This window comes from Kribbella sp. ALI-6-A, from assembly GCF_001984195.1.
Lineage (GTDB): Bacteria > Actinomycetota > Actinomycetes > Propionibacteriales > Kribbellaceae > Kribbella.
In genome coordinates this window covers 301,733-322,922 of record NZ_MTQN01000012.1, presented here as the reverse complement: position 1 = coordinate 322,922, position 21,190 = coordinate 301,733, and the positions used below count along the sequence as shown (strand labels likewise).

The following is a 21,190-nucleotide window of genomic DNA, read 5'->3' as shown; positions in this document are numbered from 1 at the left end:
CAGCCGCAACGTCGCGCTGCGGGCAGGGCGGTCCAGCGTGTTCGACGGCCGAGCGAGATCACCCTGAGTTTGACACAGCCGCCGCCGATTCGCACCACTCCTAGCCTACGGATTAGGCCGGACCTCGACCCCGAGGCCGTCGTGACCATCCAATGCACGGCGGCACTCGTCCACTACGCGGAGCAACTCCACGAACCGCCCCGACTCGACCAGTTCCTCACCGACGGCGAATGCCGAGAAGTCGCCGCCTACATCGACTCCCTAGGCCCGACCCCCGAGCGTGCCAACGAGTTCTTCACCCGCCGCTCCGCCCTCGGCGACCTTCAGCGCAACCCCTCCACCGGCTGGAACGCCGACGACGTCCGCGAAGCTCATCAAGCCGCCAAACAACACCCCGCCGGCAACGACCTCCCCGACTACGCCCAGCAGACCTCCGTCGTGCTGCGAATCCTGGTGGACTACCTCAAAAGTTCCAGGCTCGTCAGATTGTGGGAGGTTCTGACCCCCGACGCGCGAATGACGTTGACACCTTCGTCAGCTGGCTGCCCAGCAACCCGCCAAACGACTAGGTCGAGTCGCCCTGGTGGGCTATCCCGCATGTGCGGGTCGTGGTGCGAAATCCTGGAGACCTATGACGAATCCAGGGCTTCGTGCGGGATGCCATGTGAACGAAAGCGCTGGTAGAGAGCGGATGCGACGCTGAGCGTCCTCCTCGTAATGAGACGCTCGTTAGTCCGACGTTCACGATGCCACGCCGCCAACCGTCCTGTGCTGACGCAAACTCTCAGACAGGTCGCGCCGGTTCGGACCTCGTCACCTGACGTTCAGGTGCATCTAACGTGCTCCGCCGCTCCTGACACGCCAATTGCGTTCCCGAGTGCTGCGGGTGCGCGGGCGCTACCGCACGTTCAACCGGGATGCCGATTGAAGGTCAGTCCCCTGACACCGCGTACTCAAAGCAGTCGCTGCACACTGACATGCCCGAGTCGGTGAACTCTCCGCACGATCCGCACTCGTCGAGGTCCAGCCGAGTGCCGAGATAGCTGCAAGAAAAGCACCCGAACACAGGAGGAAGATATGGGTCGTGCAGGTCGGCCAGGGCCTTGCCGGAGTCCTTCAGGACCTCGATGCCGTGGACCAACGCACGGTCACCGCAGTTCAGGCACGAGTGGACTGGCCAGGTGCCCCCGTCTTTGATCACTTGGTAATGGGAATAGCTCAGGACCGATGAGACGTACTCGTCTGCACCACCTTCGCCGATCGAAGCCCAAAAGCAGAAGAGGCACTTGGGCGCTTCGCCCTCAGGCATCGTTAGCGTCGCCTGCTCGCAGCGTGGGCAGGCTAGGAGAACACCGGCGGCTTCTAGGTCGCCGGCAAGCGACTCTAAACGCTCCTTGACGAAACCCTTGATCGCTGTAAGCGCCCCGGTGATGTCATCCATGACCTGGTCAATCGCTTCAGCCTCGTCGCCGGGCGCACCTGGGCGGATGTGATTGCCAAGGAACCACAGTGCAAAATCGAGGCCGCGACCCAACACAGTGCGAACCGCGATCTCATCCTCGTGGACGAATGCGAAGTGTGCCGCTCTGTTCCGCAGACGCCTGACTGAGTCCACATTGCTCGTCTGCTGGCCAGAGATGGTCAGGCCGACGACGCTCTGAAGCCTCTTCAGACCTTGCATCGGGTCGACAGTCACCACATCACCGGCCGCGAAGCTCGCCTGAGTCGCTCCGTCCGGCTTTGAACAGGCCAGTGTCCAGTGCTCGCGGATGAGGCGCGCCTTGATCAGGACTTCGATCGCACTGCAGAGGTGAAGCGCCGCGTACTTGTTGTCCGGCGGACTCTCAGCCAGCTCGCCAACGGCACGTTCCAAGAAGTCTAGACCGTTGTCGACCACTGCCCAGCTTACGTTCTTCGTCACCGATCAAGTCTCCCAGCCGTGGCAACCGCTTATAGTCAGCCTGCGGATTCAGGTTGGCCGGCCGCCGCACTACGAACGGCGCGCGATGCGCTGTTTTCCCAGTCGTACCCCAACGGCGGCAGCTACCACCGCCAGAAGCACCTTCAGTTTGCCAGTGTGAGTCACTCACCACGCCTGGCCGGGATGCAGGTTCGGGCTAGCATGCATCTGGGGATTAGAAGGCTGGCGTGGTGGCCAACTCCGGCGGGGACGCGACACGACTTTGGCGCACCAAAGAGCCGGTAGCTATCAGGTGGTCCTTAGCCGGCGGGATTCGTCGAGGCGATTCCAGGCCCGCAACAGGTCGAGAGCGCGCCGGATGGTTCCCTCTGAGACCCCGTGTTGCTGGGCAAGTTGCTTCGTAGTCGGCAGGATGCTGCCTTCCGGCAGCAGGCCGGACTCGATCGCTGCGCATAGCTTGGCCGCGATCGCCTCGTAGGGTGCGTGCGGGTCGCTCAGGATCCGTTCGCGCCCACCGAGCGGTTGCGGGCGGGTCGGGAGACGCTCGAAAAGCGCCGAAGCGGCTCGTTGGTCAGCCTCCGAGACGAACGCGGTGTAAACGCGAAGCGTGGTAGTGCCCCCGCCTCCATGGCCGAGGCGGCCAGCGACGGTTCGGATGTCGACCCCAGCGGCGATGAGTTCCGTAGCGGAGTAGTGGCGAAGGTTGTGTAGGTGGGTATCGATGTCCAGCCGAGCCGCCATTTTGCTGTATCGCTGCGACACACTGTCGGGGATGAGGTGCTCGCTGTTGTCTGGAGCAAGGGAGAACACGAACGCATCAGGCCCGAGTTTCGTCTTCAGTTTGGTGGCGGTTTCGTCGCAGGCCGCCCGGTGCTCGCGCAGGAGAGCGACAGTCCCGGTGTCCAGCGTCAGGCGGCGGTGCTGATGAGTCTTGGTGTCCTTGAGCCACTTCTTGCCGCTGTTTTGGGCCACGCTGGTGTCGATGACGATGGCGCCCTGGTCGAGTTCGACCTTGGACCAGCGCAGGCCGCACAGTTCGCCGCGCCGGGCGCCGGTGACCATCGCAAGCCAGACGAAGGTCCCCCACGCCGGGTCGTTGAAGGCCTCGTTCAGAATCCGGGCGGCCTCGTCGGCCGTCGGAGGACGGGGATTGGGCCTCGGCGCGGATGGGGGCTTGCCGGTGGGCATTGGGCTGACCGATATCCACTTCCATCGGACTGCCTGGCGGAAGGCGCCGCTCAGGATGAAGTGGATCTGGCGAATGGTGGATGCGCCGAGTGGCCGGCACTCATGAGGACGGCATCGGTGGTCGCACTCGTGAGCGGTCTTGGTGCGGTGTTCTATGAACGGCCGTCGGTCGCAGTGACGGCGGCAGCGACGGAGTTCGGCGTAGTAGGAGTCGAGCACATCGGCGTCGACAGCGCCGACCTTGACGTGCCCGATGAGCGGATCGAGGTGGTTGCGGACGTACCCGCGGTAGGTCCGCAGAGTGGTCTCGTCTAGCTCGGCGATTTTCAGATGCCGCTCGATCAGTTGGCTCAGGCTCGCGTTCGTCCGGGGTTGCCGCCGTTCATCGACCTGGGTCTGCAGCCGCCGGATAGCTCTCTCGGCCTCCTCGGCAGCCTTCGGCGTGTTGGCCGGCATGGTCTCGCGGAGGTAGTGACGGCGTTTCGTGACCGGATCGATGCCGGCGTAGACCACGACCCGGAGTGCGCCGCTGGGCAGCTCCTCGACGTAGCCGCGCGCACGCTGACGCCGCTTCGAAGCCTTTGCCATGGCATCGATTGTAGAGGCTCGCACCATATTTGATCCCACGAGTCGTGCCGCTTGACCTAACGTAGCGCGTCAGTCGGCTACAAAGGCCCTTATTTCAAAGGGATCTAAATGAGTAGGCCCCGTGGGACTCGAACCCACAACCCGCGGATTAAAAGTCCGCTGCTCTGCCAGTTGAGCTAGAGGCCCTGGCGTGGGGAACAGTGTGGCAGGTGTGGGGGGTGGGTGGCCAACTGGATCTGGTAAGGGGCCGGGGGAAGTAGCCTCTTGGGTGGGCTGGTGGATGCTGGGTGGGACGGGTCGCGACGGACGGGGCGGGAGTGCCGATGGGTGAGGATCGGGCGGCGCTTTTGCGGGAGTTGCATGATGTGCATGCTTCCTCGTTGTGGCGGTTCGTGGTGCGGTTGACGGGGGACGACCGGCTGGCCGAGGACGTGGTGCAGGAGACGTTGTTGCGGGCTTGGCGGCGGCCGCAGATTCTGAGTGAGGACGAGGCGGGGGCGCGGGCCTGGTTGTTCACGGTGGCGCGGAATCTGGTGATCGACGATCGGCGGAGTGCTCGGGTCAACCGGGAGGTGGCCAGTGGCGACCTGCCGGAGCGGCCGAGTGCTGATCATGCGAACGCCGTACTGGACGCGTGGCTGGTGGCGGACTCGCTGGCGCAGCTGTCGGAGGACCACCGGCAGGTGATCGTCCGGGCGTACTACGGCCGGCGGACGGTGACGGACATCGCCAAGGAGCTCGGGATTCCGCCGGGCACGGTGAAGTCGCGGCTGCACTACGGGATGCGGGCGTTGAAGCTCGCGCTGCAGGAGAGGGGGGTGACGCAGGGATGAGTGACCCGTACCGGGAGTGGGACGCGGCCTACCTGCTCGGCGCGTTGTCCGCCGAGGAGCGGCGCGCCTACGAGGACCACCTGCGGACGTGCAAGGAATGCTCGGCCGAGCTGGCGTCGCTGGAGGGTGTTCCCGAGGCTCTGTGGATGCTGCCGAAGGATCAGGCGCTGGCCACGCTCGACCCCAGCCCGCCGAATCTGCTGCCCGGCCTGGTCAAGGCCGCTGAGCGTGATCGGCGCAGGCAGCGGTTCCGGCTCGCCGGGATCGTTGCGGCGACAGCGGCCACGGCTGCGGCGATCGGCGCGGTGGTGGCGGTCCCCCTGGCCCGTGAGGAGCCGGAGGGGGACTACGTCGTACTGGCGCAGACCGTCGCCAGCAAGCTGAGCGCCGACGCCCGGCTGGTCGAGGAGCGGTGGGGGACGACGATCGAGATCAGCTGCCGGTACGACGACCTGGCGACCCCGAGCGAACGCGCCCGCGGCTACGAGCTGTTCGTCACCGACCGGTCCGGCAAGTCGACGCTGATCGCCAGCTGGACCGCCTCACCCGGTACGACGGTCCGCCCGGCCGCGACCACGAAGCTGCACCGCAGCGAGATCCGCGCGCTCGACATCCGCAGCTCGGAGACAGGCCGGATCCTGCTCGCCGTGCACTTCTGAGAACCGGGTGTGAGCAGTCCGGCAGTCCGAAAGCGCATGGGGGGTGCCGGATGGGGCACCTGATGGCCAGGAAGGGCAAGTCGCTCGAGAGGCAAGTCGTTCCAGGCCCCGGTGTTCAGACCCGACGCACCGGGGTCGCCTGCTGCCCGGGTGGGAGGCGCGTGGAAGCGCGTCCGGTCGGTGTTAAAGTTCATCGCGGTTGGGAAGTCAGCCGGTGGCGCAGCATGCCGCCAGCGGTGACTTTCGACCTCTGAGGACGCAGCCGGTGAGATCAGACTCCCTGCCTTTGGGCGCGGGGGCGCGGTGAGCGACGAGTTCGCCCAGGAGCTGGCCCGGATGGCCCAGGTCCTGCACGAGCAGCCCGATGTGGAACAGACAGCCGAACGGTTCCTGGAGTTCGTGCTGCCCCGGATCGGTACCACTCACGCCAGCCTGCTGCTGGTGCACCGCGGCGGCCGGCTGGAGTCGGCGACCGCGACCGACGCGCTGGTCGAGGAAGCCGACCGGGTACAGATGGAGACCGGCGAGGGCCCGAGCTTCAGCGTCGTCCAGGTCGAGAAGAGCGTGGTCAGCGGACGCGTGCCCGAGGATCCGCGCTGGCCGCGCTGGGCGGACGGGATCGCCGACGTCGGGCTGCGCAGCGTGCTCAGCGTCCGGCTCCGGACGCCGACCACGACGGTCGGCGTGCTGAACCTGTACGACCGGGAGACCGACCGCTTCGACCCCAACGACGACGTGATCGCGCAGGTGTTCGCCGACCACGCGGCGGTCGCCGTCTCCAACGCCCGGAGCGAGTCGACGCTGTGGCAGGCGATCGATGCCCGCAAGCTGATCGGCCAGGCGCAGGGGATCCTGATGGAACGCTTCGACCTGACCGACGAGCAGGCGTTCGCCGTCCTGCGCCGGTACTCCCAGGACAACAACGTCAAGCTGCGCGACGTCGCCCAGCGGCTGATCGCGACCCGCAAACTGTCCTGACCAGCTGCCGGCGCAGAAAAAGTCGCTGACGCGTGTAACACCGGCCGTGGCGCCACCGATACAGAGGGTGTAACGCTGGCTCTCGCCCCAGGTCAACCGCCCGAAGGGCCTGGGGCGAGATCCGCTTTCGCGCGAGGCGCCCCGAAACAGGCCGTTACACAGCAAGGCCCCCGAGGAAGTCTCCCCGGGGGCCTCGTTGTGGTCGTTCCTCCTACGACGCTGGCTCAGTCGGTCGGTCCGGCTCCGGCGCCGCGATCCGGTCGGCCGGAAGCCGCTCGGTCCGCTCGACGCCGTCGTCGCCCTCGTACTGCACCATGCCGGTCCATCCCGCGTCCTCGTGCTCCCGGCCGATCAGCCAAGCGCGGCGCCAGGCGCCGTCGACCTCGACGATGACATGGCTGGGCAGTGGGAGGCGGGACACCAGCTCGGTGTCGGGCTCGATTCCAGTCATGGCCGAAGGCTAGGCGCTCCCGCCGACATGTGCGCGCCGAGTGCGTGTTCCCGGGCAAGAATCTCACCGGTTGGATGCCAGCTCCCGGACCACACCGGTGGGCAGGCCGAGAGCGGTCAGCGATTCCGTCGCCTTCAGGGCGCGTCCGCCGGGGATCCGCCGGACCCAGCCCTGCTCCAGCGCGTGCCGGCACAAGGCCGAGCCGACCGCGCCCGCCAGGTGGGGACGGCGCTCGGTCACGTCGAGGCAGGGGCGAACGAGCGGCCGGCCGCGCCCGGTCTTGACCACGACTCCGAGATCCTCCAGCCAGCGTGTCCCGTCGGGGGTCAACGCGAGCCCGTCGGACCAGTCGAGCAGTCCGCGCTCGGTCATCGTGTCGATGACGGCGACACCGAGCCGGCCGGCCAGGTGGTCGTAGCAGGTGCGGGCGCGCGCGAAGGCGTCGCGGCGGCTGACGGCCTTGAGGCTGTTCGCGATCTCCGTACGCCGGGGAGCCAGCGCGGACAGTCCCTCCAGCAGCTGCGCGGTCTCCGGCCCGGCCAGTTCGACGTACCGGTGGCGGCCCTGGCGGACCTCGGCCAGCAGGCCGCCTTCGACCAGCAGATTCAGGTGCTCACTGATCGTCGGGCGGGAGACTCCGGCCAGCATGGCGAGTTCCGTCGCGGTCCACGCGCGGCCGTCCAGCAGCGCGAGGCAGACGGTGGCGCGGGTGCCGTCGGCCAGCATCCGGGCCCAGGTGGCGAGCTCCTGCCCTTCGGTCGATGTCACCCACCCATCGTGCCTCACGCTCGGTTCGGCCGGGACCGAAGTCTTCCGGTCCTAGTTTCGCCGGCATGACGCATCTCACCATCGAGCCCTCCATCCTGTACGCCGGTACGCCGGTCGCGCTGCTCAGCACCGACAACGGTGACGGCACCTGCAACCTGGCGCCGATGTCGTCGGCGTGGGCGCTCGGCGACGTCGTCGTGCTCGGCCTCGGCCCCGACGGCCGGACCGGGACGAACCTGCGCAGCCGGCCCGAACTGGTCGTCAACTACCCGTCGCCCGCGCAGTGGCGAGCCGTCGAGCGACTGGCCGCCCTGACCGGAAGCGATCCCGTGCCGGAGCACAAGCGCGACCGCTTTCGCCACGAGCCGCGCAAGTTCGAGGCGGCCGGCCTGACCGCGCAGGCGTCCGAGCTGGTCGCGCCGCCGAGGGTGGCCGAGTGCCCACTCCAGTTCGAGGCCGTCGCCGTCCGAGCCGAGCTGGATGCCGGCGGCAACTTTCTCGTCGTGCAGGCGACGGTGCTCCGGGTGCACGCGGCCGCGGAGATCGTCGTACCGGGTACGTCGTACGTCGATCCCCGGGCCTGGTCCCCGCTGATCTACAACTTCCGCCACTACTTCGGGCTCGGTGAGCAGCTAGGGGAGAGCTTCCGGACGGAAACGCCTAGCGCCGCAGTTGCAGCCGGTCCAGCTCCTCGTCGTTGAGGACGACGTCGAGCGCGGCCAGTGCCTCGCCGAGCTCGTCGGCGGCGAGCGTGCGGTGCTCGGTCCGGCCGTCGGCGTACTCGGTGGTGAGGTCGGTGCCGACCAGGCGGCGGCTGACGCCGTCGTCGAGGCGCATCACCACGAGCTTGTGCGAGAACGGCGAACGCGGGTGGGTCGCGACGTAGTGGTGGTAGACCTCGTAGTCGATCAGGCGCTGCGGTTCGTCGGTCGTCGCGTGCTGCGGCTCCCAGCCGTCCGGAGTCCGCTTCGACAGCGTCCAGGTCCGGCCGTCCTGCGTCAGCCGGTGATCCCAGCCGCCCTGGTCGACGATCGCTCCGTCTTCCAGCGGCATCGGGTGCAGGACGCCGGCACCGAAGCCGACGTCGGCGAGCCACTCCTCCCCGTCCACCCGGACCAGCAGGTTCATGTGGGTCCGCGGCCCGGACAGATGCGGCTGGACCCTGGCGACCCGGCGCTCGACCTCGAAGCCCAGTGTTTCCAGTACGGCGGCGAACAGCAGCGCGTGCTCGTAGCAGTAGCCCCCGCGTTGCCGCCCGACCAGCTTGGCCTGGACGACGTCGAGCTCCAGGCCGGGATGCGTGCCCAGAATGACGTCGACGTTCTCGAACGGGATGGCCCGGACGTGCGCCGCGTGCAGGTCCTGCAGCGTCTTGGCCGATACGTCGAGTTGCGCGCCGGTCCGGCCGACGCGGTTCAGGTACGCGGCCAGGTCGAGCCGCTCGATGCCCCAGTCGTTCATGATCGACATCTCAGCAGTTCGAGTGCACTTGAAGTCAAAGGCCGGCGCGGAGACCAGGTGCCGCCGATGATTTCGAGCCATGGTTCGCGACGGTGGCAGGATGGAGGCCCGGTCAGATCTCAGGAGGAGTCTTGTGAGTCAGCTTTCCTATCCGACGCCGCAGGGTGTTGCCGCAGGCAACGGGTACAGCCATGTCGTGACCGGCACCGGGCGGTGGGTCGCGATCGCCGGGCAGGTCGCGCTCGACGCCGCGGGAGAGGTCGTCGGTGCGGGGGATCCGGCGGCGCAGGCGCGGCAGGTGTTCGCGAACCTGGACGCCTGCCTGGCCGCGGCCGGCGCTACCTTCGCCGACGTGGTCAAGCTCAACTTCTACGTCACCGACCTGGCGATCCTGCCCGCCGTCCGGGTGGCCCGCGACGAGCACGTCGACACCGCGAACCCACCGGCCAGTACGGCGGTCCAGGTGGTCGGGCTCTTCCGTCCCGAGCTGCTGCTCGAGGTCGAGGCGTACGCCGTGGTGACCGACTGAGACCGGATCAGCGCAGGCGGTCGACGGCGTACCGGGTGGCCTGGCCGATCGCCGCGTCGACCCGCGGCAGGCGCCGGTCGGCGCGCGCGGCCCGGGTGAACACGGCGACCGCGACGGTCGGGCCGCCGGGCAGTTCGACGACGCCGACCTCGTGGCGCAGCGCGCCGAAGGTCCCGGTCTTGCCGTAGACGCGGACGGCGTCGTGCGGGAACGCCGACGCGATCCGTTGGGTGAAGATCTGGAGGGACATCAGCCGTTGCACGAAGGCGGTCTGGTCCGGGGACAGCAACTCGCCGGACCAGAGCGCTCGCAGCAGCGTCGTCATGTCCCGCGCGGTGGTCGCCGAGGCGTTGGCGGCCTCGTAGACGCCGGACGGGTCGGTGGTGTCGTTGTCCGCCAGGACGGCGAGTGCGGCGTCGGCGTCGTCGGCCCGCGTACGGCGTACCAGCTCGCGCAGGTTGCCGGCCGTGCCGCGCCGGATCCGGGTGTCAGCGAGGCCTTGACGCCGGAGGAAGTCCGCGACGCGGTCGAGCCCGACGATCTCCAGCAGCGCGTCGGCGGCGGCGTTGTCGGACAGGGTCATCGTCGACGCGGCCAGGTCGCGCAGGGACATCGTGACCGGGTCGCTGAAGATCGAAAGGCCGGTGGGGCCGGGCGTACGATCTTCCGGCCGGAGCGTGATGGGCTCTCGCGGGTCCAGCTCGCCGCGGTCGACCAGTTCGGCGAACGCGATCACCAGCGGGAGTTTGTACACCGACGCCATCGGTACGACGTGGTCGGCGTCCAGGGCGATCGCCTCGTCGGGCCGGTCGAGCGAGGTCGCGTGCAGCCAGCCGCGGGCGCCGGCGTCGTCGAAGATGCCGCGGAGCTGGGCGTTCACGAGCTCGGCTCCGCCAAGGCGCGGGCGATCCGGTGCAGGGCGTCGGGCAGCAGGGCGGACGGCGTACGGGCGGCGGGCCAGACGAGTCGGAGCCGGACCGGCAGTGGGTCATCGACGATCGGGTGGCGGCCGAGTCCGGCCGCGTGAAGTGAGGAGTCGGGTGTCACGACGATGGCCTGGCCCGCAGCGGCCATGGCCAGGGCTGCCCGCTCGTCAGTGACGACGACAGTGCCGCCGGTGGGCCGGTGCAGATCCAGCGTGTCCAGCACGAGGTCTCTGGCGGCCGGTGCTTCAGCGCGCGGCCGTACGGCGATCGGCAGCCCGTCCAGCTCGCGCAACGTCAGCGGTACGCCGTCGTCCGGGTGCAACGTGGTCGGTACGAGGGCTTCGGTCGGCAGGAGAGTGATCGGCCCGGCCTCCAACCCGTCCAGCACAGCAGGGTGGAGTACGACGGCCAGGTGCAAGCGCGTCGAGGTCAGCTGCGGCAGGAGCTGGCTGGTCGGAGCAGTGACGACTGTGACTCGGCCACTTGGCAGTGCAGCGGCTACGGCAGCACCAAGAGCGGGTGGGACCTCTGGAGTGAGGCCAAGACGTAGCTCGGGGCCCTCTGGGTCCTGAGCGCCGGCAGCGTGATGGAACTCCTCCAGCGAGCCCAGAGCGCGTCGGGCGTACGGCAGCAGCGCCGCGCCGGCAGGAGTGAGCTGCACTCGGCCGGGTCCGCGTTCGAAGAGCTTGGCGCCGACCAGGGCCTCCAAGCGGCGCAGGCCCTGGGAGAGCGGTGGCTGGGTGATCCCGATGACCCGGGCCGCGTCGCCGAAGTGCTGCTCGTCGGCGAGCGCCACAAAGATTTGCAGGTGTCGTTCAGTGAGCATGACTCGGCTGACCTGGGCTGATATGTGCAGGCAATCGGATCATGTGTAAGAGCATATTCGACATCGTCTCGGTCCCTAGCTTTGACTGAAGGCAGTCGAGGTGAGGAGACCTAGGGATGACAGTGAGCCGGAGAGGCGTTCTCAGAGGCGCCGCGGTCGCGGCGGTGGGTGTTGCCGGCAGTGCGGCCGGACTACGGGCGGCGACAGCGGACGAGCGGGCGGCCGAACGGCAGCCGGTGGAGCTGACCTGGTGGGGCAATCACGCGTGGCAGATCCGGTGTGGGGACTCGGTCGTGCTCACCGATCCGTGGCTGACCCGGTTCCGCACCGGGACCTACGCGCCGGAGGGTGCCGACGCGTCGACGCGGATCGTCAGCAAGCCGAGCGTGATCGACAAGTACGTGACCAAGGCCGACGCGATCCTCGTGCATCACGGGCACTACGACCACCTGCCCGACGTCCCGTACGTCGCCCGGCGGACGAAGGCGACGGTGTTCGGCAACGAGACGCATCTCAACCTGCTACGGGCGTTGCGGGCGCCGGAAGACCAGCTGTCGCAGGTGGTCGGGGGTGAGTACCTGCCGTTCAGCGGATTCACGATCGAGGTGTTCCGCTCGCTGCACTCATGTGGCGGGGCGCGGCACCAGTTCGCGTTCCCGGGGACGCGGCCGGGCGCCGTACCGGCCAAGCCGCGGACGATCGCCGATCTGGTCGAGGGCGGCACGCTCGCGTACGTGATCACGATCGGTGGGCTGCGGATCCTCAGCCTGAGCACGGCCGGGTTCGATCCGGTGGCGATGAAGGACTTGCAGGTGGACGTCGTGCTGGCGGCTCCTGGCGGGGAGCCCGGCGTGACCGATCGCCTGCTGGCCACGCTGAAACCGGTGCCGCTGGTGATCGCGACGCACTGGGACGACTTCGACGAACCGCTCGACGAGCCGGCGGTCGACTGGGGTGGGTTGGCAAAGCTGCGGGCGTCAGTAGTTGCTTCTGGCGCCGAGTTCCGGACCGTGGATCACCTGCAGTCGATCACCTTGTAGAAGCTTCACGCCGGGCGCGTCCCAGCGGCCAACGCGCCCGGCGTGAACCGGTCAGGCCAGGTTGCTGCCGGTCGCCGAGGTGAGCCGGTAGCCCTGGTGGGCCGAGAACTCGGCGGCCAGCGCGAAACGGTCGCCCCGGACGACGGTGTGCCGCCACTCGAGCGGACGGCCCTGGGCATGGGCGAGGCGGTTGATGGAGAAGACCGCGGCTCCGGCGGGGCAGTGCAGCAGGGCTCGCTCGGCCGGGGTGGGGTTGACGGCGCGGATGTCCTCGCGGCCGTGGTCGAGACGGAGGCCGGTGCGGGCCGCCAGCTCGGCGTACAGGCTGGTGTGGCTGAAGTCGGCGTCGAGCAGGCTTTCGGCGACGGCGGCGGGAAGCCAGACGCGGTCGAGGGCGAGCGGTTCGTCACCGGCGAACCGGACGCGTTCGAGATAAACGAGCGGGATCGACGCCTCCAGGTCGAGCCGGCTGGCGATCACGCCGTCGGCGCGGATGTCGAGCGCGCGGACGACGCTGTGCTGGGTCAGGCCGGACGCCTCGACCGAGGAGAACAAGCTGTAGAGGGCGCCCATCGGCTGGCGGATCTCCGGGGCGGTCGCGACGCGCGGCTGGCGGCCGCGTTCGGCCACGATCAGGCCGTCGGCGCGGAGCTGGCTGAGCGCCTGGCGGACGGTGTGGCGGCTGACCTGGTAGTCCTCCACCAGCGCGAGCTCGCCGGGGAAGACGTCGTCGAACTCCCCGGCGCGCAGCCGGCGGACCAGCTCCTCCTGGAGCTGCTTCCACAGCGGGCGGCCGCCGCCGCGCTGGAGCCTGCGCTCGGTCATCGGCGCCTTCCTGTCGAGCCGTCGCGATGACGGCTTGCCAAATGTCCGGTCATCTCTTAGCTTAAATGTGCGTACATTTAAGAGCGAGGGGTTCCGGCGTGCAGGTCGAGGTTAGGTCACCGGCGTCGTCGCAGGCGGCGGCGAAACCTGCTTTCGTCGAGCGCTTGCCGGGGTTGCTGGTGGTGCTCGCGCTCGCGATGGCCGCTGTGCCGCTCGGCCGGCTGGTCCCCGTCGTCGGCGGTCCGGTGTTCGGGCTGGTGCTGGGCGTTCTGGTCGGCTCGGCGGTGCCGGTGTTGCGCGGTGAGTGGTCCCGGCCGGGGTACGAGTTCGCGTCGAAGTTCCTGCTGCAGGTGTCGATCGTCGTCCTGGGGACCGGACTGTCGCTGCAGCAGGTCGCGAAGGTCGGCGTCGGGTCCCTGCCGGTGATGCTCGGGACACTGGCGATCGCGCTCGGGGGAGCGTGGCTGTTCGGGCGGTTGCTCGGGGTGCGGGGTGACACGCAGATCCTGATCGGCGTCGGTACGGCGATCTGCGGCGCGTCCGCGATCGCGGCGACGACGGCGGCGATCGAGGCGAAGAAGTCGTCGGTCGCCTATGCGCTGGCGACGATCTTCACGTTCAACGTCGTGGCGGTGCTGGCTTTTCCGCCGCTCGGGCATCTGATGGGGCTCGGGCCGGAAGCGTTCGGGCTGTGGGCCGGTACGGCGGTGAACGACACGTCGTCGGTGGTTGCCGCGGGCTACGCGTACAGCCAGCAGGCGGGGGATCATGCGCTGGTCGTGAAGCTGACGCGGTCGCTGATGCTGGTGCCGATCGTGATCGGGTTGGTTGTTCTCAAGTCCCGGCGTGATGCCGTGAAGACCCCCTCGCGACGCAAACTTCCCTGGCGGCGGATGCTTCCGCTGTTCCTCGTCGGATTCCTCGTGGCGGCCGGGTTGCGGACCGCGGGCCTGGTGCCGGACGAGCGGCAGGCCGACCTCGCGCTGGTCGGCACCTTCCTGATCACCAGCGCGCTGGTCGCGATCGGGCTGTCGTTACGCGTGGGGGAGCTGCGCAAGGCCGGGCCCCGGCCCCTGCTGCTCGGCGCGATCCTGTGGGTCTGCGTGACTCTCGGCAGCCTCGGGCTGCAACTGGCGACCGGCACGCTCTGAAAAGCACCGTAGGTTCTTGATCCCCGCTCAGCACAGCGGGGATCAAGAACCTACCGGCGATCAGTCCTGCTGCTCGTACGCCGCCGGCCGGACCTGCGCCTTGCGGATCCGCTCGACGTCCAGCTTGGTCGAGCGGTCGAAGCGGTAGATGCCGTTCTCCTCCTGGAAGACGTCGGTCAGCTGCGTGTAGCAGTAGCCGAACATCAGCGGGTCGTCGAGCAGTACGTCGACCAGCCCGGTGAAGCGCTCGTAGAACTCCGCCTCGTCCCGCACCCGCTGGCCGTAGCCCCACGACTCGGCCCGGTTGTCACCGGCGAGCTGGATCGCGTCCGGGTTCCACCAGATGCCACCGAACTCGCTGCAGAAGTACGGCTGCCCGTTGTACGGCTGCGAGATCGGCCGGTCGTCGGCTCCGCCGGTGTTCCCGTACGGCGCGTTGTCGGCCAGCCCGGCCATCTGCTTGCCGAACTCGACCGGGTCCTGCTCGTAGTTGTGCGAGTCCCAGATGTCGGTCTCCGGCACGCGGTGCGAGTAGCCGGAGGCGTCCAGCACCGGCCGGCTGGTGTCGGCCGCCTTGGTGGCCAGGAACATCGCCCGCGTCACGTCGTCCAGCTGGGTGATCCGGTCGTGCAGCAGCTGGTGGGTCTCGTTCAGCGGGCACCAGCCGATGATCGACGGGTGGCTGTAGTCCCGCTCGACCGCCTCCAGCCACTGCGTCACGAACGACGCCGTCGGCTGCTGGTTGTCCTGCTGGGTGCCGTCGGCGACTCCCGCGCCCCAGTCCCCGAACTCGCCCCAGACCAGGTAGCCCATCCGGTCCGCGTGGTAGAGGAACCGCTCCTCGAACACCTTCTGGTGCAGCCGGGCGCCGTTGAAGCCGGCCGCCAGGCTCAGCTCGATGTCCGCGACCAGCGCCTCCTCGGAGGGAGCGGTCATCAGGCTCTCCGGCCAGTAGCCCTGGTCCAGCACGAGCCGCTGGAAGACGTGCTTGCCGTTGATCAGCACGGCCTTGCCATTGATCGAGACCGACCGCAGGCCGGCGTAGCTGGTGGCCTGGTCGACCACGGTGCCGTCGGCGTCGACCAGCTCCAGCCGGAGGTCGTACAGGTGCGGGTCGGTGGTGTCCCAGAGCCGGACCCGCTCAGCCGGTACGGCGAGCACCAGGCGCGGTGCCAGGTCCAGGTCGGCGCGCACCTCGGCGGTGACGATCTCGCCGTCGCCGTCGGACAGCACGGCGCGGACCTTCCAGCCGGGCTTGTTCGCCGACACCGGGACGGCCAGGTGGAAGGCCGAGCCGGCGACGTCCGGGGTGATCCGCGGCCGCCCGAGGTGGACCGGCGGCACGGCCTCCAGCCAGACGGTCTGCCAGATGCCGGTGGTCCGGGTGTAGTGGCAGTCGCGGTTGAAGTACAGCGTGCTCTGCTTGCCGCGCGCCTGCGGGCCGTACCGGCTGTCGCGGGCGCGGACCACGATCAGCGCCTCCTCGCCCGGTCCGGCGACACCGGCCAGGTTGGCGCTGAACGGCGTGAAGCCGCCGCGGTGGCGGACCACCTCGACGCCGTTCACCCAGACGGTGGCGTCGTGGTCGACGGCCTGGAAGTGCAGGACCGCGTCGAGACCGGTCCAGTCGGCCGGAATCGTCACGGTCGTCCGGTACCAGACGGCCTCGGAGAAGTCGACGTCCTCGATCCCGGACAACTCGGACTCCGGGGCGAACGGAACGAGGATCCGGCGCTCGAGCTCGCGGTCGCGCAGGCCGCGCTCGAGTCCGGAGTCGGACTTGTCCGCCTCGAACTGCCACTCGCCGTTGAGGTTGAGCCAGTGGGGGCGGACGAACTGTGGCCGGGGGTGCTCGGGGCGGGGCGAACTGCTGGGCATCGAGGGGCTCCCGTGGGATGTGCCGGTCAGGTCGCCGACGACTTTACAACGATGGAATAGGCGCGGCAACGGCTTGGACACCAGGTGAACAGCGGCCCGGCGCACGACCGGGCAACGTTGTCAACGGTTTGCGCCAGCACGCGGTGTCAGCAACCTGTCAGGCCGAGCGTGCAACCCTTTCGGCGCCGGATCGTTCTTTGTCAGAAGAGGCAAGAACGGGCCGGGCCCAACAAACCGACGGCCTGTGGCGTCATGCTGGTGAGCAGGGCTGTGGAAGCGGGGAGAGGGAGAGGTCGATGGGTGGGAACTGAGCGCACCGCCGAGGTCCGGGAGTTGCGGCTGCGGGTGCCGCAGGCCGACCTCGACGCGCTGTACGACCGGCTTCGCGCGTTCCGCGACGGAGGTGGCTACATCGCCGCGGGCCTGGACCGGGTGGTGCCGGCCGCGTACGCCGACGAGCTGCTCGACTACTGGCTCGGCGGCTACGACTGGCGCGTGCACGAGACCCGGCTGAGCGCCTACCACCACTACGGCACCGAGATCGCCGGCCAGTTCGTCCACTTCCTGCACCTGCGGTCCCCGAATCCGGCGGCTCGGCCCGCTCTGCTGACGCATGCCTGGCCGAGCGGAGTGATGGACGTGCTGGACGCCGCCCTGCCCTTGCAGGCCGCCGGTACTCATCATCTGGTCATCCCGTCGATCGCCTGGACCGCTCTGACCGGCCCTGCCGGCGGTTCGCCGAGCAGCCGCGCGGCAGCGGGCTGGGACGAGCTGATGCGCCGCTTGGGCTACGAGGACTACCAGGTCGGCGACGACCGCGAGGGGCTCGGCGCCACCCCGGCGTACACGGCGGTGTCGGAGGCGGTGGCGCAGCAGCGCGGGCTGGACGCTGCGGAGCTGGCGGAGGTCCGCTGGTTCAACGAGAACCTCACGGCGTTCCACCAGGGTCAGCAGATCTCCGCGCTGGTGCTGAGCACCGCACTGCTCGCCTGGAATGCGCAGCTGGTCAGTCTGGAGATCGACCGCGACGCCCTGCTCACCGGGCTCACGCTGGCCTGGTTCGCCTCGCAGCTACCCGTCGAGGAGCCGTAGGCCGTTCTCCCAACAGACAGCGCGCAGCCAGTCGTCGCCCAGGTCCAGGCGTTCCAGGGCTTCCAGCTGGACGGCGTACTCGTACGGGATGTTGGGGAAGTCCGAGCCGAGCACGACCCTGTCCTGCAGAGCGGCCATCCGCGGCCGCAGCTCACGCGGGTACGGCGCCAGTGACTCGGTGAACGGCGTCAGCGCCATCGTCGTGTCCAGGTGCACGTTGGGATAGGTCTCCGCGAGGGCCAGGTGTTCGGCGTACTCCGGCATGCCGAGGTGCGCGATGACGGCCGTGAGCCGCGGGTGCTTGCGCAGCACTTCGCCGAACGGGCCGGGACCGGTGTGGCGTCCTGGGATCGGCCCGGACCCGCAGTGCACCACCACCGGTACGCCGGCCTCGGCCAGTGCGCCCCAGACCGCGTCGAGCTCCTCGTCGCGCGGGTCGTAGTCGCCGACCTGGACGTGCACCTTGAAGATCCGCGTGCCGAGCTCCAGCGCCTCCTTCACGTACTGCGCGGCGCCGGGCTCTGGGTAGAACGTCCCGCTCGGGACACAGTCGGGGGTCGCGGCGGCGAAGTCCCGCGCCCAGCTGTTCAGCCAGGCCGCCATGCCGGGCTTGTGTGGGTAGACCAGCGCGGAGAACCGGCGTACGCCGAGCGCTCGCAGGGTCTGGACCCGTTCAGCGGCCGGAGTCCGGTACTGGACCGGCCAGGCGACGCCGTAGTGCTGCTCAGCCTGGTCGAAGTACGCCCAGACCGCGTTCATCACCGGGTCGGGCAAGAAGTGGACGTGCACGTCCACCAGACCGTCGAGTCCCAGTCGCTGCCACCAGCCAGGCACCTCGTCGTCACGCATTCGAACACTCTAGACACGCTGACGCTTGGTGGAAGCTACGTAGCTACGTACTATCCACAGTGTGGAAGAATCTGTGGATAACCGGCTCGCGGAGCTGGAGCGGCGGGTCGCCGCGCTGGAGTCCGCCCGGCTGGATCCACCGCAACGGTCGGGGCCGAGCAACGACGTGGACCCGGCTGACGCCATCCTGGAAACGGACTGGACCGCGCGAGCGTCGGCACTGGCGGCGCTTGGGCACCCGGTCCGGCTCACGCTGCTCCGCGAGATCCTGCGCGGACGAACGACGGTCAGCGCGCTCAGCGAGGTCGAGGGCCTCGGCACGAGCGGGCAGATCTACCACCACCTGCGGCACCTGACGGCCGAGGGCTGGCTGCACACACCCAGCCGCGGCGTCTTCGCCGTCCCCCCGGCCCGAGTGGGCGCGCTACTCGCGATCCTGGTCGCGCTGGAGAGGTGAGAAATGAACGAGCAATTGGCCCGAGCCTGGGACGACGCCGCCGCCGGGTACGAGAAGTTCTGGGTCCCGCGGTTCCGGCCGTGGGTGGAGGCGGCCGTCGCGGCGGTGGACGAGCTGCCGCCCGGTCCTGTCCTCGTGCCGTGCTGCGGCACCTTTCCGGAGCTCGAGCTGTTGCTGGAGCGCTTCCCCGACCGCGAGATCGTCGGGATCGACCTGTCGCCGGGGATGGTGGAACTCGCGCACGAGCGAATCGACGGCCGCGACCAGGCACAAGCGATCGTGGGTGACGCGGCAGTGCTCGACGCCAAGTGGCGTGGAGCGTGTGCCGCCGTCGTATCGGTTTTCGGTCTGCAGCAACTCCCGGAGCCGGCGCAAGCAATCAGCTCCTGGTACGACGCACTGCGCCCGGGCGGGCGGTTGTCGGTGGTCTTCTGGCCCTCGACCGTCGAGCAGGACGGGCCTTTCGCCCTCATGCGGGACCTGCTCAGCCCCGGCCCGGCCGACCCCGAGCCGGCCAACCCCGAGCCGGACTTAGCCGGCGTGCTGGGCGACGCGCTCGACCGTGACGAGCCGGCGGTGTTCGGAATCAGCTACGCCGACGCCGCGACGTTCTTCGACGCGTACTCCCGGTCCGGGCCGATGCGGGCGACCGCGATCGCCCGCGGCGACGCCTTCGTCGACGAGATCCGCCGCCGCTTCCTGGAGCGGGCGCCGGAAGGTGAGTGGACCCACCACCCGGCGGCCCGGCTGATCACCGCGACTGGTCGCTGACCCACAGGCCGGTCAGGCCGCGGAAGTGAGCCAGGAACTTCTCCTGCTCGTGGGCGGGATAGGTGGCCGCGACCGTCTCGGTCAGGATGCGGTCGAAGTCGGGACCGGCGGCCCACTCGACCAGTTGCTCGTTGAAATGCGGCAGGTTCTCGGCGCACCACTCGTGGTACTTGGCGGTCTCGAAGTACTCGTCGGCCAGCGCCAGGTAGGCGTTGATCTTGGCGTCGTAGTCGAGCGAGTCGTCGTCGGCGATCGCGAAGTAGCGCTCGGTGTGCAGGTCGACCTTGGTCCGCCGGCCGGTGGCCAGCGAGTAGACCGACCACTTCACCAGTGCGCCGATCGCCCACGGGAAGTAGTAGTGCAGCGAGGTGATCGCCACGTCGGGGCAGGCGTTGGCGTAGTCGATCGGGTGCACCGAATCGCCCTTGACCAGCATCTCGCAGGAGTTGAACTCCCAGCCGAAGAAGGCGTTCACGATCCGGCTGATCGCGACCGCCTGGTGGCCGGCCGACGGGCTGAGGAAGTCGTGCGAGACGGCGTACCGGTTGTGCATCGGCTCGTCGGGCTGGAAGTCCATCACCATCGTCTCGGCGCCGATCGACAGCGCCCGGGCGAACTTGTCGTACTCGACCGTGGCCTGCAGGTGCATCAGCATCTCGCCGGACTCGTCGTAGGCCGCGTGCAGGTCGTCTCGGTTGTTGATCCGCGACACCCCGCGCCAGCCACCGCCGTCGAACGGCTTCATGTACATCGGGTAGCCGAGGTCGTCGGCGATCGCGTCCAGATCGAACGGCTTGTTGTAGCGCGCCGAGGTGTAGGCCCAGCGCACGTTGTCGACCGGGTTCTTGTACGGCACCAGCACCGTGCGCGGGATCTTCAGCCCGAGCCGCAGCATCGCGCAGTACGCCGAGTGCTTCTCCATCGACTGGAAGGTGAACGGCGAGTTCAGCAGGTACGTGCCGTTCATCAGCGCGGCCTTCTTCAGCCACTCGCGCGGGTGGTAGTACCAGTACGCCAGCCGGTCGATCACCAGGCCGACGCGGACCGGGTCGGTCAGGTCGAACGGCTCGATCGTCAGCCGCTCGGTGCCGAACTCGTGGGTCCGGCCGCCGGCCTCGATCGGCCCGACCCGGCGCAGCAACGCCTCGAACGCCTGCGGCCAGTCCTCCTCGGCGCCGAGCAACAACCCGATCAGATGCTGTGAGCGGTCAGCCACGGTCAAACTCCCAAGAACGAAACGATGGTCAGCAGAAGCGGGGCAAGTGGTGCGCGAGTTGCTTGCGCCACCACGGCCAGTCGTGCGCGACGTCGTGTCCCCACAGATCGAGCTCGTGCGGGATGCCCTTGGCGGCCAGCAGTGCGGCCGTCGCGCGCGCCGACGGCAGCGAACCGGTCGGGTGGGTCTCCCAGTCGCCCTGCCCGACGGTGAGCAGCAGGAACACCCGGTTGCGCAGCCACTCCAGGTGATCGCCGTTCAGGTTCGGCAGGTAGTCGGCCGGGTTGCTGAAGTACGTCGCGTCGCCGCGATCGCCCCAGGCATGCCAGCTGGACGCGTCGTAGTTGCCGGACTGGCAGATCGCGATCGGGAACAGGTCGGCCCGCTTGAGCGCGAAGTTCAGCGCGTGGAAGGCGCCCAGGCTGCAGCCGGTGGTGATGATGTCGGAGGCGCCCGGAGTGTCCCGGCCGATCGCCGGCACCACCTGATCGAGGATCCACGACTCGTACAGGCGGTGCCTGCTCGCCCGCTCCTCCAGCGGGATGCCGCGGTCCGACCAGCTGACGTGGTCGAAGGAGTCGACGCAGTACAGCTTGACCCGGCCCGCTTCGATCAGGTCCGCGACGGCGCCGACCATCCCGTTGTTCTCGTAGTCCCAGGCCCGTCCCTGCTCGCTGGGGAACACCAGCATCGGCCGCCCGTAGTGGCCGTAGCGGATCAGCGTGCCGGGCCGGTCGAGCCCCGGCGCGTCCAGCTCCACCTGTTCACGGTCCACGCGGCCTC

Annotated in this window: 22 protein-coding genes and 1 tRNA gene; 10 read left to right on the top strand and 13 right to left on the bottom strand. The window is 68.9% G+C overall.

The window, feature by feature from the left end; all coding sequences use genetic code 11:
* Window positions 1–931: 931 nt before the first annotated feature.
* From BWI15_RS28195 to BWI15_RS28185, 3 genes are all read right to left on the bottom strand, one after another.
* Window positions 932–1,921: a hypothetical protein gene (locus tag BWI15_RS28195; protein ID WP_143465894.1), complete on the bottom strand. Its 990-nt coding sequence runs from the start codon at window positions 1,919–1,921 to the stop codon at window positions 932–934.
* Between the two features lie 288 nt (window positions 1,922–2,209).
* Window positions 2,210–3,697 carry a tyrosine-type recombinase/integrase gene (locus BWI15_RS28190; protein ID WP_077017587.1) on the bottom strand — a complete coding sequence of 496 codons (1,488 nt, stop codon included), beginning with the start codon at window positions 3,695–3,697 and terminating at the stop codon, window positions 2,210–2,212.
* Window positions 3,698–3,810: 113 nt separating this feature from the next.
* Window positions 3,811–3,883, bottom strand: a tRNA-Lys gene (locus BWI15_RS28185).
* Between the two features lie 137 nt (window positions 3,884–4,020).
* Between BWI15_RS28185 and BWI15_RS28180 the strand changes: the two genes are divergently transcribed.
* The 3 genes from BWI15_RS28180 to BWI15_RS28170 all read left to right on the top strand — a co-directional run bounded on the left by BWI15_RS28180 (window position 4,021) and on the right by BWI15_RS28170 (window position 6,167).
* Window positions 4,021–4,530: a sigma-70 family RNA polymerase sigma factor gene (locus BWI15_RS28180; RefSeq protein ID WP_077019355.1), complete on the top strand. Its 510-nt coding sequence runs from the start codon at window positions 4,021–4,023 to the stop codon at window positions 4,528–4,530.
* Window positions 4,527–5,189 (top strand): anti-sigma factor family protein, encoded by a 663-nt coding sequence (locus tag BWI15_RS28175; protein ID WP_077017586.1) that lies wholly within the window; start codon window positions 4,527–4,529, stop codon window positions 5,187–5,189. Before BWI15_RS28180 ends, BWI15_RS28175 begins: the two co-directional genes overlap by 4 nt.
* 303 nt (window positions 5,190–5,492) lie before the next feature.
* Complete coding sequence (locus BWI15_RS28170) at window positions 5,493–6,167, top strand: GAF and ANTAR domain-containing protein (RefSeq protein WP_083751072.1); 675 nt, start codon at window positions 5,493–5,495, stop codon at window positions 6,165–6,167.
* A 211-nt stretch (window positions 6,168–6,378) separates the two neighbouring features.
* On the opposite strand, the gene BWI15_RS28165 is transcribed toward BWI15_RS28170, so the two are convergent.
* Entirely contained in the window at window positions 6,379–6,618 is a 240-nt protein-coding gene (locus BWI15_RS28165; RefSeq protein WP_077017585.1) for a hypothetical protein, read from the bottom strand.
* 63 nt (window positions 6,619–6,681) lie between these two features.
* Complete coding sequence (locus BWI15_RS28160) at window positions 6,682–7,386, bottom strand: ArsR/SmtB family transcription factor (protein WP_237771496.1); 705 nt, start codon at window positions 7,384–7,386, stop codon at window positions 6,682–6,684.
* Between the two features lie 65 nt (window positions 7,387–7,451).
* Between BWI15_RS28160 and BWI15_RS28155 the strand changes: the two genes are divergently transcribed.
* Window positions 7,452–8,087 carry a flavin reductase family protein gene (locus tag BWI15_RS28155; protein ID WP_083751071.1) on the top strand — a complete coding sequence of 212 codons (636 nt, stop codon included), beginning with the start codon at window positions 7,452–7,454 and terminating at the stop codon, window positions 8,085–8,087.
* Here the strand turns inward: BWI15_RS28155 and BWI15_RS28150 are convergent.
* Window positions 8,047–8,856, bottom strand: a complete 810-nt coding sequence (locus BWI15_RS28150; RefSeq protein ID WP_077017582.1) for an arylamine N-acetyltransferase family protein — start codon at window positions 8,854–8,856, stop codon at window positions 8,047–8,049. The genes BWI15_RS28155 and BWI15_RS28150 overlap by 41 nt on opposite strands.
* Window positions 8,857–8,980: 124 nt before the next feature.
* On the opposite strand from BWI15_RS28150, the gene BWI15_RS28145 reads away from it, so the two are divergent.
* Window positions 8,981–9,376, top strand: a complete 396-nt coding sequence (locus BWI15_RS28145; protein ID WP_237771495.1) for a RidA family protein — start codon at window positions 8,981–8,983, stop codon at window positions 9,374–9,376.
* Between the two features lie 7 nt (window positions 9,377–9,383).
* Here the strand turns inward: BWI15_RS28145 and BWI15_RS28140 are convergent, their stop codons facing one another.
* Together BWI15_RS28140 and BWI15_RS28135 are read right to left on the bottom strand one after the other, a co-directional pair.
* Entirely contained in the window at window positions 9,384–10,256 is an 873-nt protein-coding gene (locus BWI15_RS28140; protein WP_077017580.1) for a serine hydrolase, read from the bottom strand.
* Window positions 10,253–11,128, bottom strand: coding sequence for a LysR family transcriptional regulator (locus BWI15_RS28135; protein WP_077017579.1), 876 nt, complete (start codon window positions 11,126–11,128; stop codon window positions 10,253–10,255). Before BWI15_RS28135 ends, BWI15_RS28140 begins: the two co-directional genes overlap by 4 nt.
* A 116-nt stretch (window positions 11,129–11,244) precedes the next feature.
* Here BWI15_RS28135 and BWI15_RS28130 point away from each other — a divergent pair, with 116 nt between their 5' ends.
* The gene (locus tag BWI15_RS28130; protein WP_077017578.1) at window positions 11,245–12,168 is read left to right on the top strand and encodes an MBL fold metallo-hydrolase; all 924 of its coding nucleotides are present in this window, start codon (window positions 11,245–11,247) and stop codon (window positions 12,166–12,168) included.
* A 51-nt stretch (window positions 12,169–12,219) separates the two neighbouring features.
* On the opposite strand, the gene BWI15_RS28125 is transcribed toward BWI15_RS28130, so the two are convergent.
* Window positions 12,220–12,993, bottom strand: a complete 774-nt coding sequence (locus BWI15_RS28125; RefSeq protein ID WP_077017577.1) for a GntR family transcriptional regulator — start codon at window positions 12,991–12,993, stop codon at window positions 12,220–12,222.
* A gap of 98 nt (window positions 12,994–13,091) precedes the next feature.
* On the opposite strand from BWI15_RS28125, the gene BWI15_RS28120 reads away from it, so the two are divergent.
* Complete coding sequence (locus BWI15_RS28120; RefSeq protein ID WP_237771494.1) at window positions 13,092–14,144, top strand: YeiH family protein; 1,053 nt, start codon at window positions 13,092–13,094, stop codon at window positions 14,142–14,144.
* Between the two features lie 60 nt (window positions 14,145–14,204).
* On the opposite strand, the gene BWI15_RS28115 is transcribed toward BWI15_RS28120, so the two are convergent.
* Window positions 14,205–16,022: a glycoside hydrolase family 2 protein gene (locus BWI15_RS28115; protein ID WP_077017575.1), complete on the bottom strand. Its 1,818-nt coding sequence runs from the start codon at window positions 16,020–16,022 to the stop codon at window positions 14,205–14,207.
* A 300-nt stretch (window positions 16,023–16,322) separates the two neighbouring features.
* Here BWI15_RS28115 and BWI15_RS28110 point away from each other — a divergent pair, with 300 nt between their 5' ends.
* Window positions 16,323–17,114, top strand: a complete 792-nt coding sequence (locus tag BWI15_RS28110) for an epoxide hydrolase N-terminal domain-containing protein (RefSeq protein ID WP_077017574.1) — start codon at window positions 16,323–16,325, stop codon at window positions 17,112–17,114.
* Here BWI15_RS28110 and BWI15_RS28105 read toward each other — a convergent pair.
* Window positions 17,094–17,963 (bottom strand): amidohydrolase family protein, encoded by an 870-nt coding sequence (locus tag BWI15_RS28105; protein WP_077017573.1) that lies wholly within the window; start codon window positions 17,961–17,963, stop codon window positions 17,094–17,096. The two genes, BWI15_RS28110 and BWI15_RS28105, sit on opposite strands and share 21 nt — an antisense overlap.
* Window positions 17,964–18,024: 61 nt before the next feature.
* Between BWI15_RS28105 and BWI15_RS28100 the strand changes: the two genes are divergently transcribed.
* Window positions 18,025–18,420, top strand: coding sequence for an ArsR/SmtB family transcription factor (locus tag BWI15_RS28100; RefSeq protein ID WP_237771493.1), 396 nt, complete (start codon window positions 18,025–18,027; stop codon window positions 18,418–18,420).
* Between the two features lie 3 nt (window positions 18,421–18,423).
* Window positions 18,424–19,191 carry a class I SAM-dependent methyltransferase gene (locus tag BWI15_RS28095; protein WP_077017571.1) on the top strand — a complete coding sequence of 256 codons (768 nt, stop codon included), beginning with the start codon at window positions 18,424–18,426 and terminating at the stop codon, window positions 19,189–19,191.
* On the opposite strand, the gene BWI15_RS28090 is transcribed toward BWI15_RS28095, so the two are convergent.
* A complete protein-coding gene (locus BWI15_RS28090; RefSeq protein WP_077017570.1) occupies window positions 19,172–20,407 on the bottom strand; it encodes an ATP-grasp domain-containing protein in 1,236 nt (411 codons plus the stop codon). The genes BWI15_RS28095 and BWI15_RS28090 overlap by 20 nt on opposite strands.
* Window positions 20,408–20,435: 28 nt before the next feature.
* Entirely contained in the window at window positions 20,436–21,182 is a 747-nt protein-coding gene (locus BWI15_RS28085; RefSeq protein ID WP_077017569.1) for an esterase family protein, read from the bottom strand.
* Window positions 21,183–21,190 lie beyond the last annotated feature (8 nt).